At 41.9% G+C, this 16,975-nt stretch carries 18 protein-coding genes; 8 read left to right on the plus strand and 10 right to left on the minus strand.

The features are described 5' to 3' along the window. Positions 1 to 32: 32 nt before the first annotated feature. From J2Y37_RS11500 to ubiG, 7 genes are all read right to left on the minus strand, one after another. Positions 33 to 1,019 carry an aliphatic sulfonate ABC transporter substrate-binding protein gene (locus J2Y37_RS11500; RefSeq protein WP_349032895.1) on the minus strand — a complete coding sequence of 329 codons (987 nt, stop codon included), beginning with the start codon at positions 1,017 to 1,019 and terminating at the stop codon, positions 33 to 35. A 9-nt stretch (positions 1,020 to 1,028) separates the two neighbouring features. After that, positions 1,029 to 2,024: a sulfonate ABC transporter substrate-binding protein gene (locus tag J2Y37_RS11505; RefSeq protein WP_349032896.1), complete on the minus strand. Its 996-nt coding sequence runs from the start codon at positions 2,022 to 2,024 to the stop codon at positions 1,029 to 1,031. A 306-nt stretch (positions 2,025 to 2,330) separates the two neighbouring features. After that, on the minus strand, positions 2,331 to 3,686 hold the full coding sequence (gene argA / locus J2Y37_RS11510; RefSeq protein WP_349032897.1) for an amino-acid N-acetyltransferase: 1,356 nt from the start codon (positions 3,684 to 3,686) through the stop codon (positions 2,331 to 2,333). A gap of 111 nt (positions 3,687 to 3,797) precedes the next feature. Next, positions 3,798 to 4,178 (minus strand): RcnB family protein, encoded by a 381-nt coding sequence (locus tag J2Y37_RS11515; RefSeq protein WP_004667917.1) that lies wholly within the window; start codon positions 4,176 to 4,178, stop codon positions 3,798 to 3,800. 176 nt (positions 4,179 to 4,354) lie between these two features. Beyond that, the gene (locus J2Y37_RS11520; RefSeq protein ID WP_004667918.1) at positions 4,355 to 5,101 is read right to left on the minus strand and encodes a YciK family oxidoreductase; all 747 of its coding nucleotides are present in this window, start codon (positions 5,099 to 5,101) and stop codon (positions 4,355 to 4,357) included. Between the two features lie 27 nt (positions 5,102 to 5,128). Then, complete coding sequence (locus J2Y37_RS11525) at positions 5,129 to 5,827, minus strand: HAD-IA family hydrolase (protein WP_349032898.1); 699 nt, start codon at positions 5,825 to 5,827, stop codon at positions 5,129 to 5,131. Next, positions 5,827 to 6,540, minus strand: coding sequence for a bifunctional 2-polyprenyl-6-hydroxyphenol methylase/3-demethylubiquinol 3-O-methyltransferase UbiG (gene ubiG, locus J2Y37_RS11530; protein ID WP_018678339.1), 714 nt, complete (start codon positions 6,538 to 6,540; stop codon positions 5,827 to 5,829). Before ubiG ends, J2Y37_RS11525 begins: the two co-directional genes overlap by 1 nt. Positions 6,541 to 6,709: 169 nt before the next feature. On the opposite strand from ubiG, the gene J2Y37_RS11535 reads away from it, so the two are divergent. Further along, entirely contained in the window at positions 6,710 to 7,330 is a 621-nt protein-coding gene (locus J2Y37_RS11535) for a thiol:disulfide interchange protein DsbA/DsbL (protein WP_349032899.1), read from the plus strand. A gap of 52 nt (positions 7,331 to 7,382) precedes the next feature. On the opposite strand, the gene J2Y37_RS11540 is transcribed toward J2Y37_RS11535, so the two are convergent. Together J2Y37_RS11540 and J2Y37_RS11545 are read right to left on the minus strand one after the other, a co-directional pair. Beyond that, the gene (locus tag J2Y37_RS11540) at positions 7,383 to 8,018 is read right to left on the minus strand and encodes a TetR/AcrR family transcriptional regulator (RefSeq protein WP_349032900.1); all 636 of its coding nucleotides are present in this window, start codon (positions 8,016 to 8,018) and stop codon (positions 7,383 to 7,385) included. 106 nt (positions 8,019 to 8,124) lie between these two features. Next, positions 8,125 to 8,775 carry a TetR family transcriptional regulator gene (locus J2Y37_RS11545; protein WP_004667927.1) on the minus strand — a complete coding sequence of 217 codons (651 nt, stop codon included), beginning with the start codon at positions 8,773 to 8,775 and terminating at the stop codon, positions 8,125 to 8,127. A gap of 313 nt (positions 8,776 to 9,088) precedes the next feature. On the opposite strand from J2Y37_RS11545, the gene J2Y37_RS11550 reads away from it, so the two are divergent. The 6 genes from J2Y37_RS11550 to J2Y37_RS11575 all read left to right on the plus strand — a co-directional run bounded on the left by J2Y37_RS11550 (position 9,089) and on the right by J2Y37_RS11575 (position 15,360). After that, on the plus strand, positions 9,089 to 10,129 hold the full coding sequence (locus tag J2Y37_RS11550; protein ID WP_349032901.1) for a ferredoxin reductase: 1,041 nt from the start codon (positions 9,089 to 9,091) through the stop codon (positions 10,127 to 10,129). Positions 10,130 to 10,158: 29 nt separating this feature from the next. Then, positions 10,159 to 11,349: an acyl-CoA desaturase gene (locus J2Y37_RS11555; RefSeq protein WP_005194454.1), complete on the plus strand. Its 1,191-nt coding sequence runs from the start codon at positions 10,159 to 10,161 to the stop codon at positions 11,347 to 11,349. A gap of 124 nt (positions 11,350 to 11,473) precedes the next feature. After that, the gene (gene rph / locus J2Y37_RS11560) at positions 11,474 to 12,190 is read left to right on the plus strand and encodes a ribonuclease PH (RefSeq protein WP_004667930.1); all 717 of its coding nucleotides are present in this window, start codon (positions 11,474 to 11,476) and stop codon (positions 12,188 to 12,190) included. Positions 12,191 to 12,337: 147 nt separating this feature from the next. Continuing rightward, positions 12,338 to 12,481, plus strand: coding sequence for a hypothetical protein (locus J2Y37_RS11565; RefSeq protein WP_004667931.1), 144 nt, complete (start codon positions 12,338 to 12,340; stop codon positions 12,479 to 12,481). 24 nt (positions 12,482 to 12,505) lie between these two features. Beyond that, positions 12,506 to 14,686 (plus strand): phospholipase C, phosphocholine-specific, encoded by a 2,181-nt coding sequence (locus tag J2Y37_RS11570; RefSeq protein ID WP_349032902.1) that lies wholly within the window; start codon positions 12,506 to 12,508, stop codon positions 14,684 to 14,686. Between the two features lie 503 nt (positions 14,687 to 15,189). Continuing rightward, positions 15,190 to 15,360, plus strand: coding sequence for a hypothetical protein (locus tag J2Y37_RS11575; protein ID WP_155757132.1), 171 nt, complete (start codon positions 15,190 to 15,192; stop codon positions 15,358 to 15,360). Here J2Y37_RS11575 and nadC read toward each other — a convergent pair. Beyond that, complete coding sequence (gene nadC, locus J2Y37_RS11580; RefSeq protein ID WP_349032903.1) at positions 15,357 to 16,202, minus strand: carboxylating nicotinate-nucleotide diphosphorylase; 846 nt, start codon at positions 16,200 to 16,202, stop codon at positions 15,357 to 15,359. The two genes, J2Y37_RS11575 and nadC, sit on opposite strands and share 4 nt — an antisense overlap. Positions 16,203 to 16,347: 145 nt before the next feature. Here nadC and ampD point away from each other — a divergent pair, with 145 nt between their 5' ends. After that, positions 16,348 to 16,914, plus strand: coding sequence for a 1,6-anhydro-N-acetylmuramyl-L-alanine amidase AmpD (gene ampD / locus J2Y37_RS11585; RefSeq protein WP_349032969.1), 567 nt, complete (start codon positions 16,348 to 16,350; stop codon positions 16,912 to 16,914). Positions 16,915 to 16,975 lie beyond the last annotated feature (61 nt).

The raw sequence follows: 16,975 nt of genomic DNA on the forward strand, positions 1-16,975 counted from the left end.
GTCGAGGTTCCTCATGAAAATAAAAGCAATGATTATTGGGCAGACCAAACACTTTGTTGGATGTCAATCTGCATCGGAATGAGTTGTGATTGTTTAAATAAATCGGCGATTTGTTGTTGATGCTGGATGACCTCAGTCGTGAGCGGTTGAACAGGTGAGGGCTTTGGTCTTTTGTCGAGTACCTGTTGCGCGACGGGGATACTTAGCCCTGTGCTTTGTGCATAAATCTGTAATGCTTGATCTGGGTGTTGCACAATCCATTGATCTGCAAGATTGTTGGTCTTGATCAGTTTCTGGACGGAATCAGGATGTTTTTGAATAAAGTCAGGATTGCCAATATAAAAAGAATATGTGGTTGGAAATGCACGACCATCAACCAACGTTCGGGTGTGACCTTGTAATTCGGCAGTGCCTAAGTAGGGTTCCCAAATCGCCCATGCATCAACCGCTTGTTTATCAAATGCGGCACGTGCCTCGGCTGGGGCTAACCAAATGGGTTGAATGTCTTGCCAAGACAAAGCTGCTTTTTGCAAAGTTTTGGCTAACAATTCATGCGCACTTGAGCCTTTCTGTACAGCAACACGTTTACCTTTCAAATCTTGAAGCGAATGAATCGTGTGATCTGCGTGAACTAGAACCGCTTGTGCCGTCGGTGCCACTATTTCATAAGCAACATAGCTCAATGGTTTTGCTGCGGCTTGGGCAAAGATCGGTGGCGTGTTTCCAACATAGCCAAAATCAACTGCGCCAACGGCGAGGGCTTCTAACATATGCGGGCCTGCAGGAAATTCCCGCCACTCAATTTTGGCATTTGGAAATGATTGTTCAAACAGCTTTTGTTGTCTTGCAACCAACAAATTGAGTGATGATTTTTGAAAGCCAATTGAAAGGGTTTTGACGCTTTGAATCTCAGTTGATGAAGTGGTCTTTCCAGCCGTTTGTTCTGGTTTTTGGCATCCACTGAGTGTAAATGTGCTGAAGGCTAAACCAATAACCGAAACTTTAACGAACCATTTCATACTGAGCCTCTATTTTTTAAGTTGGTTTTTTAAGACAGCATCTTGAATCACAAGTTGCTTTGGAATGAGTTTCTGAGCAAAGAATGCATCGGCAACATACTGCTGTTCTTTGGCGACTTGTGCAGAAATGGGCTGAACGCCAAATCCCATACGTGAAATCGATGTTTTTAAAACATCAAACCCCAGCCCAGTCGGTTTTTCTAATAATTTTGCTGCATCGTCAGGATGGTTTTTAACCCAATCTGTGGTTTGATTGAGGGTACTGACCAGCGTTTTCAGTGCGTCAGGGTGATTTTCCGCAAATTTGCGATCTGCTAAATAAAATTGATGGTTATTGACCAAATGTTCACCGCTTGCAAGCACACGTGCATGAATTTGATGTTGTGCTGCTGCGAAGAAAGGATCCCAAATCACCCAAGCATCAACCGCACCTTTTTCAAAGGCAGCGCGGGCATCCGAGGGTGGAAGATAGACGGGTTGAATGTCATTTAAGCTGAGTTTATTTGCCTCTAAAAGCTTGAGTAATAGGTAATGCACATTCGAACCTTTATTGAGCGCAATACGTTTCCCTTTGAGATCTTGTATGGATTGAATAGGTGAGTCTTTTTGCACAATGAGCGCTTCAGCCGTCGGTGCAGGGGGCTGATTGGCGACATAGACCAAGTTTGGATTGGCTGCTTGCGCAAAAATTGGAGGCGCTTCGCCTGCTTCACCAAAAACCACACTGCCAACATTGAGACCTTCTAAAAGCTGGGGACCCGCAGGAAATTCAACCCATTTGACATGGACACCTTGAGCAGCAAGACTTTTTTCTAATTCACCCTTTGCTTTAACAATCGGCAAGATGCCATATTTTTGAAAGCCGATGCTTAATGTTGTGGTCTGTTGTTTTGTGGTGTCTTGCTGCTCAGTTTCTTTTGCACAACCTGCAATCCCGATCACGCTGGCAAGACTTACTGCCAGAAAAGTGTATGTTGCCCATGAGCGATGAATAGAATTGACCATGTTGGTGGTGCTCCCCGAAAAATCAAAAAGACTTCAATAAGATGAGCAACCAAGCTAAAACTTTTTTTAATGCATAAAAAATAAATAATCGGGCATTACTTATAATGAAAAGTGCAAAAAAGAAGAACGAATAATCTTATCTTTAGATGGAATAACAGGAAATCATTTTTAATTTATTAAGATATTGTTTTAATTCGGTTTTATTATTTTTATAGATCAAGTAAATAGATACTCTGGCAGTTGTTAAACAGAAATCATGATGAATTGGAGATATCTTTATCAGAAATAAAAATATCTCCAGTTTCATTAGGCCAGTACTTTTTTAAACACCAGCGAGTTACGTTGGTAGTTATATAGGGCTTGGCGCGAATTGGGCAAATCATCAATATGAGCGGGTACAAAGCCATGTTCTAAAAACCAGTGCGCTGTTCGTGTCGTGAGTACGAATAGCTGTTGAATCCCTTGTTGTTTGGCTTTGTTTTCTAAGAATTGCAGAATTTGACTGCCACGATTGGATTTGCGGTAGCTAGAGTCAACCGCAACGCAAGCAATTTCAGCCGAACGCGTTTCATTCAATGCCGATGAAATCGGGTAGAGTGCTGCACATGCCAAGATCATTCCATCGCGTTCAATTACGGCAAATTGCTCGATTTCACTTTCAAGCAGTTCGCGAGAGCGATAAACCAAAATTCCTTCTTGCTCAAGCGGGCGAAGTAAATTAATTAAGCCACCGACATCGTTGATATTGGCAATACGCACTTCTTCATAATGTGCATCGGTGATCATGGTTCCTATGCCATCACGGGTAAAGAGTTCCTCAATCAACGCGCCATCATAGGTATAAGAAATCAAATGTACGCGATGCACGCCAGACAAAGAGGCTTGCTGTGCTTGTTTGAGATGCAGGGCAAATTCTGGATGGTGTGCTTGATATTGTTGAATATAAGATTCAAGCTGGCGAGGGCTTAACTCACGTAATAATTGTTGCTTTTCATTCATTAGACCCTGTTTTTCGCCCAAGAAAATCAGCTTATCGGCGTTTAAGGCAGTCGCCGTTTTGGTTGCCACTTCTTCTGCCAATAAGTTGAAAACTTCACCTGTGGTTGAGTAACCCGTAGGTCCTAATAATACGATATTGTGGCTGTCTAAATGTCGTTGAATCGCATCGGTATCGATGGAACGCACTTCCCCTGTCAACTGGAAGTCAACGCCATCACGGATACCATAGGGCTTAGCCGTGACAAAATTACCTGAAACCACATCAATGCGAGCGCCGTACATTGGCGAGTTTGCCAATCCCATGGAAAGGAGCGCTTCAATCTCTAAACGAATTGAACCCACGGCATTCATCACCGCAGGCAACGATTCACGTGTGGTCATACGGCGATTTTGATGAAAAGGTGTTTCAATCTTTCTTTCAAGTAGATTCTGATTGATTTGCGGGCGTGCACCATACACCAAGATCAATCGAATCCCGAGAGAGTGCAATAGCGCAATATCATGAATGATATGTTGGAAGTTTTGGTGTTGGACCGCCTCACCGCTAAACATCAGTACAAAGGTTTTATGGCGGTGTGCATTGATATATGGTGCAGAATGGCGAAACCAATGTACATAATCTTGTGTTGTACTTTGTGAAGTTTCGGTTATTTGATTCGCCATGTTGATCTCAGATATACATCAATGAATCTGATTTTAACTAAAAAAACCAAAAGATAAACCGATTCCTAAAACAACAACCGACTTTTCTACAGTTTAATAAGCACAAAGTATTTAGAAACCCATGATACGCACAATACTATTATCATTGGAGTTGACTAAGATATAGTCATTATTGACTTTATACCACTGTTGGTCTCGACCTGGTTTTGGTAGATTATTTTCTTTATAATCAATCTTGTAGCTGTTTCCTCGATAATGTTGAGGCATGACATAGCCTGCTTGCCAGCGATGTTGTTTTAACCGCTCCACGCCACGTTCTTCACGCATACGGCGTTCACGCATACGATTGTCATTATCTGGACGTTCAAAATTGCGACTGTGTTTATGACCACGTGAATCGTCATCACGATCAAAACGCGGATTTGCAAAACTCACCATGCTGCTAAACAGGGTGGCTGAACCTAAGATTAAGATAATGAATTTATTTCTCATGATACACCTAAGATCGGATGTCTCTCATGTGAAAACTGTACCTTAAAAATGCAGAGAAACTGTGAAGATCGATTCAGTATTCAATTAAAAATATGGAGCATCTCTCCCAGTTTCGATCACAAAGGCAGACTTAAGGTCAGTTTTCAATGTTGTTTTAAATTGTTTTAATCACGTTATTAACTTTGCGCATCAATGCTTTGCCCATTCATCTCTAAACTATCATCGCCCATCAAATAAAGATATGCAGGCATGATGCTATCTGGTGTTGGCAATACTTTAGGATCTTCATCGGGATAGGCTTTGGCCCGCATTGCGGTACGCGTTCCACCTGGATTGATGCAATTAAAGCGAATATTTGCATAACTATTTTCTAGAGCAAAAATTCTGCTCATGGCTTCAGTCGCAATTTTAGACACCGAATAAGCGCCCCACAAGGCACGCGCTTCACGCCCGACACCTGAACTGGTAAAGATCACAGAAGCATGTTCAGATTGTTCGAGTAAAGGCAGTAATGCTTGGGTCATGGCAAAGGGTGCACGTAAATTCACCGCCATCACATCATCCCACACATCTACAGGATAATTTGCCAGCTCAACCCGATCACCTAACATCCCTGCATTATGCAAAATGCCATCTAAACGTCCGAATTGCTGTTGCAGCGTATCAACTAAAAGCTCATAGTCATGGCTCGACGCTGTTGAAAGTTGCAAAGGTAAAATAGCAGGTTGTGGCGCACCTAAACCTTCGATTTCATCATAGATGACTTCGAGTTTATTGAGCGTTCGGCCATGCAATACAACCGTTGCGCCGTGCAGGGCATAACTCATCGCAGCAGCTCGACCAATACCATCACCCGCACCAGTAATCAGGATGATACGATCTTTGAGTAGATCTGGACGAGGTTGATATTCTGAATATTTCATTGTTATGCCTCCTGTTATCTTGCCTATTTAACTCATCATACCCTGATTTTCTGACAACACCGTGATTTTCTGTTTGAGCAGTTGATGAAGTTCAGGGACGGTTTGAATAATTGCATCTGCTTGCCAAGCGGCGAGATTATCTCGTGATTCGACCGGTAAATAGCCATAAGCCGCCAAGATGGTATACATGTCTGCGTTGCGACCTGCGTCTATATCACGTGGATGATCACCAACATAAATAATGTCTTTCGCATCGAGCTTGAGCTGCTTTGCTGCTAAATACATCGGTTCAGGATCAGGCTTCGTTTTACTGACATCTTCGGGACAAACCAGCACCGCACAACGCTCTGTGAGTTGTAAGGCAGCGAGCAGTAATTCACTTAAACCACGGGGTTTATTGGTCACTATGCCCCACGGAATCTGATGTGCTTCCAGTTCTTCTAATAAAGGATACATGCCTTCAAACAGATTGGTATCAACCACGATATTGTCGCCGTAGACATCTAAAAAGCGTTGGCGGTGTGCGAGAAACACGGGATCAGTAATATCCAATTCTGGATAAACCAATTTCACCATGGCACGCGCCCCCTCAGAAACTTGAGTACGAATGGTTTCTGCATCTACGACTGGGCGTTGCTCATCCCGACACATCTGCTGAATAATACGAATAAAATCTGCAGCCGTGTCAATCAGCGTACCATCAAGATCAAATAAAACAGCTTTCATTACGCACCTGTATTCGTGGTGTGAACCATGTAGTTGACGTCAACATTCGGCGCTAACCAATAATGTTTGGTGATCGGGTTGTAATGTAAGCCGGTCATCTCTTTTAGGCTTAGACCTGCATTACGAATATCATGTGCCATTTCTGATGGGCGAATAAATTTATGATAGTCATGCGTGCCTTTAGGCAATAAACGCAACACATATTCCGCGCCAATAATTGCGAATAAATAGGATTTTGGATTACGGTTAATGGTGGAGAAGAACACGTGTCCACCAGGTTTGACCAGTGTTTGACAAGCTTTTACGATAGACGCTGGATCTGGTACGTGCTCCATCATTTCCATGCAAGTGACCACATCGTATTGACCTGCTTGTTCTTGTGCCAGTTGTTCTACAGGAATTTGACGATATTCAATGTTTTGCACATTATCTTGTTGGGCATGTAAGCGACCAACAGCAAGTGGCGCTTCACCCATATCAATACCTAATACATCTGCACCACGACGTGCCATGCTTTCTGCCAAGATGCCACCACCACAACCGACATCAAGGACTTTTTTGCCTGCCAAGCCGCCGACGCGTTCATCTATCCAGTTTAAACGTAACGGGTTGATTTGATGCAGTGGACGGAACTCCGAATGTTGATCCCACCATTTGGCAGCCAATGCTTCAAATTTTGCGATTTCTTGCGGGTCAACATTCAATTGCGACATGGACGTACCTCTATTTATTGGCATAATGATCTGAGTCTAGTGTAGCGATTCTGGCAAAAAAAGCGATAAATCGAATAAAAAACTTCACAGAAGCAAAACGAATTGCTCGTGTTTGTTTTATATTTAGCATATAAACTTACGAAAAATGCTTAGAGGAAAAGCAAAGGCAATGAAAAAGTTAGTATTAGGTGTTTTAAGCACGGCTGTTATCTCATTTTCGATGAACGCAATGGCTGCAGATTTTGTAGCAGGCAAAGATTATACCGTGGTGGCAAATCCGGTTAAAACGACTGCACCTGCTGGTCAACTCGAAGTGCGCGAATTTTTTTGGTACGGTTGTGGACATTGTTTTAACCTTGAACCACACATGCAAACATGGCTAAAGAAAATTCCAAAAGATGTTTATTTCCTACGCACCCCAGCAGCCATGAATAAGGTATGGGAACAGGGTGCTCGTGGTTACTATGTGTCAGAAGCTCTAGGCGTGCGTAAGAAAACCCATATTCCACTTTTCCATGCCATTCATGACGGTGGTCAGCAAATCTTTGATCAAGCGTCTCAAGCAAAATTCTTTGCCCGTTATGGTGTGCCTGAACAGAAGTTTAATAGCATGTTTAACTCGTTCCCGATTACTGCAAAAATTGCGGAGTCAAATAAATTGGCGCAGCAATATCAGTTGACTGGTGTTCCAGTGGTCGTGGTTAATGGTAAATATGTGGTGCAGGGTGAGGATGCTAAAGTCACTCAAGTAGTTGATTATTTATTAGAAAAAGAGCGTAAAGCTAAGTAAATTACCAATGCTTTAGACTAAAAAGGACTGTATCAACAGTCCTTTTTTGCATTTATTGTTGTTCTTGTTGGAGCTCGGTTAAGTCGATTTTCACAGTTTGAGTGGGTAAAGACAAAGCTTGATTAACATACAGATTAATCAGTTTTTCACGTGAACCGATGGAACGTTGGTAATAGCTCGAATTAAGTAATAGTGCTGCGCCGTAAGTTAGTGACCAGATATAAGATAAATAATCACGAATCGACATATCATAACTCTGTGATTTTAAATATTTCTCAGTCATGTCTTTGAGTGAAACAATACGTTGCTGACGAATCGCATACAGTTCGTCAAAGAGATGCTTAAGCTTAGACTCCGTCATGGTCAAGTGTTCTTCTAGCTGATGCAGCAAAATAGTACGACTAGGGGCCATGAGATGATGCAACATATAGCGAGGCGCATACTCTTTGATATCAGTATGGTATTGGTCTGAAATTTTTAAAATTTCTTTTTCATTTTGAATAATAAGTTCAAGTAATAACTCATTTTTACTTCTGAAATGCTTGTATAAGGTTCCTTTGGCAATGTCCAATTCGGCAACCAGTTCATCGAGGGTCATTTCTTGGTTATTTTCTAATAATAACTTTTCAGCAACCTGTAAAATTTTTTCTTTACGAATTAAGAACTGAGTATGACGATCAGGATTCATGATGCTTATAAGCTCCTCATAGTGTTCTAAACGGCATCGCATTATTGTCTAATGCATACTAACGCTAAGCAATGCTTTTATATATCAAACCGAGTCTTCGATATGGTCAAGCGTTTTGTGGTTCCCAGTTGGAGATACCACGAAATAACAAACTCACTTGAGTGGTGGCATTGTCAATAAACAGATTTTGTTGTTCTAATAAATCATCAATCGTAACTTGTTTGGGTAGATTGATCCATGTCATCGCCCATGTAAACGACATGTTGATCAAGATGGTTGATAAGACTTGCAGATACTTTTCTTCTTTAATGTGCTTAAAGGTGTCAAGTTTATATAAATCAACCGCCAAATCTTCAATCAAAAATTCAATTTCACGTGCAATAGCAATGCGTACCGTTTCAGAGCCACCCCAACGTTCCGCAATCATAAACTGCCATTGTTGCGGGCTATGATTCACCGCCTGTACAAAAAGTTCGATGCTGGTACGTGTTTTGGCTGCGCCGCTGTGTTTTAGATAGCTTTGACCCAATTGGTGAATCAAGCTCTTAAGATGTAATGAGACCTGATCAACCAGTTCTTGACCCAGTGCCTCCATATCTTGGAAATGACGATAAAAAGCGGTTGGTACTAAACCAACTTCGCGAGCAACTTCACGCAAACTAATACTACTAAATGAGCGCCCAGACGTGCTGAGATGGAGCGCTGCATCCAGTAGAGCCTGACGACTCTGTTGTTTTCGTTCATCTCTAATCGACATGAATAAGATCCATAAAATTTATACTATAGAGTCTAGCAAAAAAAATAGGTTTTTTTTAGTCTTAATCGGTTGCTAAATCAGATAGATTCTTCGGCTTTTGAAATGAATGGCTTTGTTTTAACGGCTAAATGTGCTCCATGCCTTACTTATTTCTTCATTCTTTTTAATTATTTAAAAAAAAGTAGAAAAAATAATCAAAAAATTAGTGAACAAGTGTTGACTCAGTGAACACAAATAAATATAGTGTACACATGTTCACTATACGAACAGTTGTTCACTCAATATAAATAGCCAGATACAAAACGAGGAACTTATGAGCGCACAGTTAAGCTATCAGCCACATTGGGTTAGAGAAGATTTTGTTGATTTTATCCTTGCAAAAGTTAACCCGATGTGGACTTTGCGCCGCATTATGGCAAAAATCGAAGCGATTGAGCCTATTGCAGATGAAATGATCAAGGTCACTTTAAGCAGTAACAATAAATTTACAACCTATCAGCCTGGTCAATTTGTGATGGTGACGGTTCGTATTGATGGTGTGCAGCATCAACGAGCGTATAGCTTGGTAAGTTCACCAAGTCACGACAAATTGGTGTTAGGTATCAAAAAACAAGGTTGTGTATCTAACTATTTAGCTAACAGCGCACGTGCTGGTGATGTGATTGAAATTACTCAGGCGATGGGCGAATTTACGCTAAAAGACTTTGATACAGAAGAAGGTAAACAACCGATTCTTTTGGTATCTGCGGGTAGTGGTATTACGCCGATTATTCCGATTGCGAAACAGGCATTAGCACGTTCAAATCAACCTGTGACGTTGATTTATTACTCACGTGATCCAGCGTTCCGTACTGAATTGGAAACACTGGCAGCAGAATATCCGCACTTTAACCTACACATTATTGTCGATAGTGCTGAACAACCTGCTTATTTTGATGAAGAAACTTTGGACCGTTTGTGTGCCGATGCTGTTCAACGTCAAACCTATGTGTGTGCTGCTCCAGGTTTGATGAAAGCGACACGTCAAATCTGGACGAAACGTGGTTGGTTAGACCGTTTAACGCAAGAAAGCTTCTTGCCAGTGACGATGGATGTGGATGCTCAAATCCAACCAGTCAATTTCCGTCGCAGTATGCAAGAGTTTGAAGGCCGTGGCAACCTGTTGGCCAGTGCTGAAGCTGCGGGTTTGAAACCATCTTTTGGTTGCCGTATGGGGATTTGTAATACCTGTGTTTGTACCAAGATCAGTGGTGCAGTGAAAAATCAACTTACAGGTGAAATCGATAACCAAAACAATGTGCAAATTAAGTTGTGTGTGAGTGAAGCAGTGAGTCCCGTTGAGATTGACCTTTAATTCATATTGACCAGATAGAGTATAATATTATGAACATGATGACAGTAAATCCGACTAAAACGATTCCTCCAATCAAATTTGGCGGTAACATAAGCCGTGCATTAACACCAGAAGAAGTACAAGAGTTTGGCCGTAAGATTGATGCCATCCGTACTGAAACCATGGCTAAAATTGGCAAAGAAGATTCTGATTATATCTATAAAGTACGTAACTTTGTACGCTACACCGAAATTGCGTCACGTGGCATGTTGATGTTCGGTGGCTGGATTCCACCCGTTTGGTTGCTTGGTACGGCGATGTTAGGCGTGTCAAAAATCGTTGAAAACATGGAATTGGGTCATAACGTGATGCACGGTCAGTTTGATTGGTTAAATGATCCATCGCTTAACGGTGCAACCTATGACTGGGATACGGTGTGTACCGGTGAAGACTGGAAATATACCCATAACTATAAGCATCATACTTACACCAATGTGTATGGCATGGATCATGACATTAGCGGCTATGGTGTGATGCGCATGAGCCGTGAGCAAGAGTGGGAACCACGCTTTTTGTTCAACGTGCCGATAGGTTTTGTATTGTCAACGGGTTTTGAATGGCTACTGGCTTTGCAACGCTTAGAGATGGAAAAAGTGTTGTTTGATGGCACCAAAACCTGGAAAGAAGTATATGTAGAATCTAAAAATCTACGTAAAAAAATGCTACGTCAGTTTGGTAAAGATTATGTGTTGTTCCCAGTGATTGCTGGTCCAATGTTCTTGCCCGTATTGGCGGGTAACTTTGTTGCCAACTTGATCCGTAACTACTGGGCATCGACCGTGATTTATTGTGGTCATTTCACAGAAGACTCTGAAATTATCACTGACAACATTGATAATGAAACCAAAGCAGAATGGTACTTGCGTCAGATACGTGGTTCAGCAAACTTTACTGGCGGTAAAATCATGCATTTCTTGAGCGGTAACTTGAGCCATCAAATCGAACATCATTTGTTCCCTGATGTACCTGCCAACCGTTATATCGAGATGGCACCTAAGGTACGTGAAGTCTGTGCAGAGTATGGTCAACAATACAATACCGCTCCCTTTGGATCTCAGATCGTGAGTGTGTATAAACGTCTGGCGGTTCACTCTTTGCCTGACAATATGGTAGATCGTTTGGTGGCGACTAAGCGTACCTTTACTGAGGCAGTGAAAGGTATATTTGGCAAAGCTGCTTAATCAAGATAGAGCATCGTTTGAGCGATCAAGCGATGCTCGTCACCAATAAGTAAAAGGGAAAGTGCGTGTAATTGAGATATACTATGGGGCAATTATATTTGTGCCATCGTTTTAAGGAATCATTATGCGTATTGACCAAAGAGCATTAGACCAATTACGTGAGGTAAAAATTACCCGTAATTATACCCGTTACGCAGAAGGTTCAGTTCTGGTTGAGTTTGGCCATACCAAAGTATTGTGTACTGCAAGTATCGACAATTCGGTTCCACGCTTTTTAAAAGGGAAAGGACAGGGTTGGGTCACGGCTGAATACGGCATGTTACCGCGTTCAACCCATACCCGTAGTGATCGTGAAGCAGCGCGTGGGAAACAGTCGGGCCGTACTCAGGAAATCCAACGTCTGATTGGTCGTAGCCTCAGAGCGATGGTTGACCTTAAAAAACTTGGTGAAAATACCATTAACATCGACTGCGATGTGATCCAAGCGGATGGTGGTACGCGTACCGCAGCGATTACAGGAGCAGCCGTGGCATTGGTTGATGCCATGAATGTGTTGTTAAGTAATAAAAAGATTAAACATGACCCGTTAAAAGGTTTAGTGGCAGCCATCTCTGTGGGGATGTATCAAGACGAAGTTCACCTCGACTTGTGCTACGAAGAAGATTCAAATTGCCAAACCGATTTAAATGTGGTGATGACACAGGCGGGCGAATTTATTGAGATTCAAGGAACGGCAGAAGATAAACCGTTCACTCGCCAACAGTGCAATGCCATGTTAGAGATTGCTGAAAAAGGAATCGCGGAATTGATTCTGAAGCAACAGCAAGCACTCGGTTGGTAAGCTCCAGTTGATAGTGCGGGCGGTCTGGAAATTTTAGACCGCCTTTTTTTTGCCTATTTTTCTGTCATTGAATTGCTATCAAATGATCATCGAATTGTCATTTATATTGTATTGACTATCTGCACGAATATTTTAACGGATAGTAAAATGCGAAATACCTTCTTAGCTTTACTCACCAGTAGTATTTTCTTATTAAGTGCTTGTAATGAAAATGATAATGGCGATAACAACAATACCACGCCAAATCCAAAACCGCCGACTTCAGACTGTACTATTCACTGTGCACCCTAAATAATAACAATAAGGAAATAATCAATGAACCGTCGTGACTTTTTATTAAATTCAACCAAAGCATTATTTGGTACCGCTGCACTTACCAGTTTTCCAATGAGTATTCAAAAAGCCCTCGCAATTGATGCTAAGGTCGAGACAGGAACCATTAAAGACGTTAAACATGTGGTGATCTTGACCCAAGAAAATCGTTCTTTTGACAATTACTTTGGGACGTTAAAAGGGGTACGTGGCTTTGGTGATCGTTTTACCATTCCTTTAAGCCAAGGTCGTACAGTGTGGGAACAATATGATGCCAATAAAAATAAAGTTTATCCCTATCATTTGGATAGTAGCCGTGGCAATGCACAGCGGGTGAGTGGCACACCACATTCATGGACAGATGGTCAGTATGCTTGGGATCATGGACGGATGGGCAATTGGGTGCAATATAAGCAGCCACAGTCAATGGGCTATTACAAGCAACAAGAGGTTGAATTTCAATTTGCATTAGCCAATGCTTTTACCCTGTGTGATGCATATCACTGTGCCATGCATACAGGAACCAACTCAAACCGTATGTTTATCTGGACAGGAACCAATGGCCCAACAGGCGCCAACGTTGCCAGTGTAGTCAATGATTTGGACTCAATCGGGCCATCCACCGTTGGCTATGACTGGACCACCTATCCTGAACGCTTACAACAGGCGGGTGTAACGTGGAAGGTCTATCAAAACATGCCTGATAATTTTACCGACAATCCCTTGGCTGGTTTTAAACAATACCGTCGTGCCAATGTGTTATCAGGTAAACCTGTGAATAATATTACCATTTGCCCAGCCTATGATCCGGCTATTGACGCCACTCAGCCTTTGTATAAAGGGATCGCCAATACCATGCCAGATGGTGGTTTTTTGGGTTCATTTAAACAAGATATTGCCAATGGGCAGTTACCCCAAGTAAGTTGGTTAATTGCACCAGCAACTTATAGTGAGCATCCGGGACCGTCTAGCCCAGTTCAGGGTGCTTGGTATATCCAAGAAGTTTTAAATGCGTTAACCGAGCATCCAGACGTATGGAGTCAGACGGTTTTCATCATCAATTTTGATGAAAATGATGGTTTCTTTGATCATCTACCTTCACCAAGCGCACCCTCAATGGATGCTTCAGGTACAGTACATGGCAAATCCACTTTAAGCCCAGAGCAGATGTCCTATGAGTATGCCACGCATGCCAAAGCTTCAGCAGGACAGCCAAACTTTACTGATCCAAAAGTGAGTAATGGCGTGGGTGTCTACGGCCCTGGTGTTCGAGTACCGATGTACATCATTTCCCCATGGAGTCGTGGTGGCTGGGTCAATTCTCAAGTATTTGATCATTCTTCGGTGATTCGTTTCTTGGAACAATGTTTTGATGTACAAGAACCTAATATTAGTCCGTATCGTCGTGCGGTGTGTGGGGACTTAAGCTCAGCATTTAACTTTAAAACGCCAAATCTTTTACCTTTGCCTGATTTAGCTGGTAAGAAAACAAAAACAGAGGTTGATGCGATTCGTAAAGCTCAGGAACGCTTGGCACAGGTCAGTCGTCCTTTAAGCCAAACCTATCCTGTTCAAGACATGGGAATACGACCATCACGTGCATTGCCGTATATTTTGCATAGCAGTGCCAAAGTCGATGTGGTTATGAAAACTGTTAAATTAATGTTCTCCAATACAGGAGCACAAGCCGCAGTATTCCATGTTTATGACAAATTGAATTTAGACGCGATCCCACGCCGTTACATGGTGGAAGCAGGGAAGCAACTTGATGATGTCTGGCAGACTAAAGATCATCAATATGACCTATGGGTGTTGGGACCGAATGGTTTCCATCGCAGTTTTGCTGGGAACTTGATACAAGCCACGCAGTTAGAAGCACTTCCAGAAATTCGCGTGTGTATGGGGGAGTGCGATTCCAAGCTTTTCTTGAAAGTGCGAAATGATGCAGCCCAAACAGCGCAGTTGGTTGTGACAGCCAATGCTTATTTACCCAATAAAACATGGCAAATCGAAACTGCGGCGAATGAAAAAGAACTCAGTTGGGATATGTCCGAATTTGGTGGATGGTATGATTTCACCGTTAGCATTCAAAACGAACCAAGTTATCGTCGTCGTTTTGCTGGGCGCATTGAAACCAACGAAGATTCCATTTCTGATCCATATATGGGCTTTATTGAATCATAAGGGCTTTATATTTGTTTGAAATAAGCAGTCTAAGCGGATGCTAGGCTGCTTATGTTGAACAGCTAACCAAAAAAGAACCAGTAAACACAAAGTAAAATAATAAATAGCCAAGCGAGGAAGCCAACTATACACACTTCATCGCTATCAAAACTTATGCGCTTGTGATGACGATAAAAATGAACAATAAAATACCCCGTAGTACGGAATAATCCCTCAACAATAAGTTCAACAAAAGCCCTGATGATGATGTCGATAAAGATAAATCGGACAATTTTAAAAATGATGTGAAATACGGTTTCAAAAATACTATCCATATCGTTTAATTCATTTTTTATTTTAATAAATTTAGTTGTTTAGATTATATGCTTGCGAGTGTAAAAACGAAAGTGGAGATGACTCATATCTTAAACATAATCCCACTGAGCCTTTGCATACTGTAACAGAGCATGCGAATTTGCCCCATTTTGCTTTGCTATATTGAGGACACTGCAAGAAAAGAGATAATGATGTTACAAGTTTTTTTAATATTTCTCACCGCTGTCACTTTTATTTTAATGGCGATTGACCCACGATCTAGCCAATCGACTGAAGCGAAATCAGCATGGCAAGAGACCGAATCTCAAGCACTGGATTCGCCGCAATCGACTCAGCAGCAAAAAGACCAACAGGTTTAAGCATTAAAACGCATAGATAAATCCACAGCGCGAACATCTTTGGTTAAAACACCCATCGAAATGTAATCCACACCTGTGCTGGCAACTTCACGCAAATTTTCAATGGTGATATTGCCAGAAGCTTCTAATTTACAACGCCCCGCAACATGCTTCACGGCATCAATCATTTGTTGTTGGCTGAAATTATCCAACATCACAATATCAGCACCTGCTTCCAGTGCTTGATTAAGTTCATCCCACGTTTCAACTTCAACTTCGACGGGTTTCCCAGGCGCAATCTGATGCGCTTGAGCAATCGCTTGAACAATACCACCAGCCGCCATAATGTGATTTTCTTTAATCAAAAAAGCATCAAATAAACCAAGACGATGATTTTGACCACCACCCACGGCAACGGCATATTTCTGCGCGATACGTAAGCCCGGAAGTGTTTTACGGGTATCAAGCAATTTGGTGTGTAGACCATCGAGCTGTTTCACGTAGCTGGCTGTTTTGGTCGCCACAGCAGAAAGGGTTTGTACAAAGTTTAAAGCAGGGCGTTCTACTGTGAGTAAGCTACGCGCTGAACCTGCAAGTTTTAAAAAGGCTTCATTGGCAGCAACCACATCACCTTCTTGTTTTAACCATGTGATTTGTACCGAGCTGTCAAAAGCCTGAATGAGGGCATTGACCCAAGGTTGGCCTGCCAAGACCATATCTTCACGCGTGATAATGGTGGCTGTGGCTTGTTCATCCGCAGGTGAAAGCATGGCGGTAATGTCGCCGTCCCCAATATCTTCTTGTAATGCTTGTTGAATATTGATTTGAATAGATTGTTCAAGCAAAGACTGTGGGATGCTCATACTATTTCCAGTAGATTATTAACCAAAAAACGTGTGCGTTATATTAGCACCGTCCACATAAAAAATAAGTATTTGATCTCGATTATTCGTGATAAAGCATGTCAGAATGGGAAATATTAAGATTAAATTGCTGATTCGAGTGACAATGCCGCAGTCTAGATTTGCTCAAGTTCGAGATGGAATATTACAAGGTGCAACGCAGATTGCGTCACCTAATTTTAATGCGCGTCCTGCTGAGACGGATATTCAACTGATTGTCATTCATAATATTAGCTTGCCGCCATCTCAATTCGGTGGGGGCTATATTCAACAATTCTTTCAGAATCAGCTGGATTGGTCGGTACATCCTTATTTTCAAAGCATCGAAGGTATGCAGGTTTCAGCGCATCTGCTGATTTTACGCACTGGCGAAGTGATTCAATTTGTCAATTTTAATGATCGCTCTTGGCATGCGGGACGTTCTAGCTATTTAGCCCAACCAGAATGCAATGATTATTCGATTGGCATTGAGCTAGAGGGTAGTGATGACTTGCCGTTTGAACCAGAACAGTATCATGCACTGGTCGAAGTGGTGAACCTACTGCGCCAAGCTTATCCTAAAATCCAAAATCATCTTGCAGGTCATTCTGATATCGCGCCTAAACGTAAAACAGATCCCGGTTCACACTTTGATTGGTCGTTGTTCCGTCGTTTATTATCCACGAACTCTTGATCTAAAAAAAACATGATCGAATTTATGATTTCACAACGAAATCTGTTTTTACTTTCATTAC

Origin of the sequence: Acinetobacter sp. 3657 (assembly GCF_031456775.1) — a bacterium.
In the GTDB taxonomy this organism is placed as follows: domain Bacteria; phylum Pseudomonadota; class Gammaproteobacteria; order Pseudomonadales; family Moraxellaceae; genus Acinetobacter.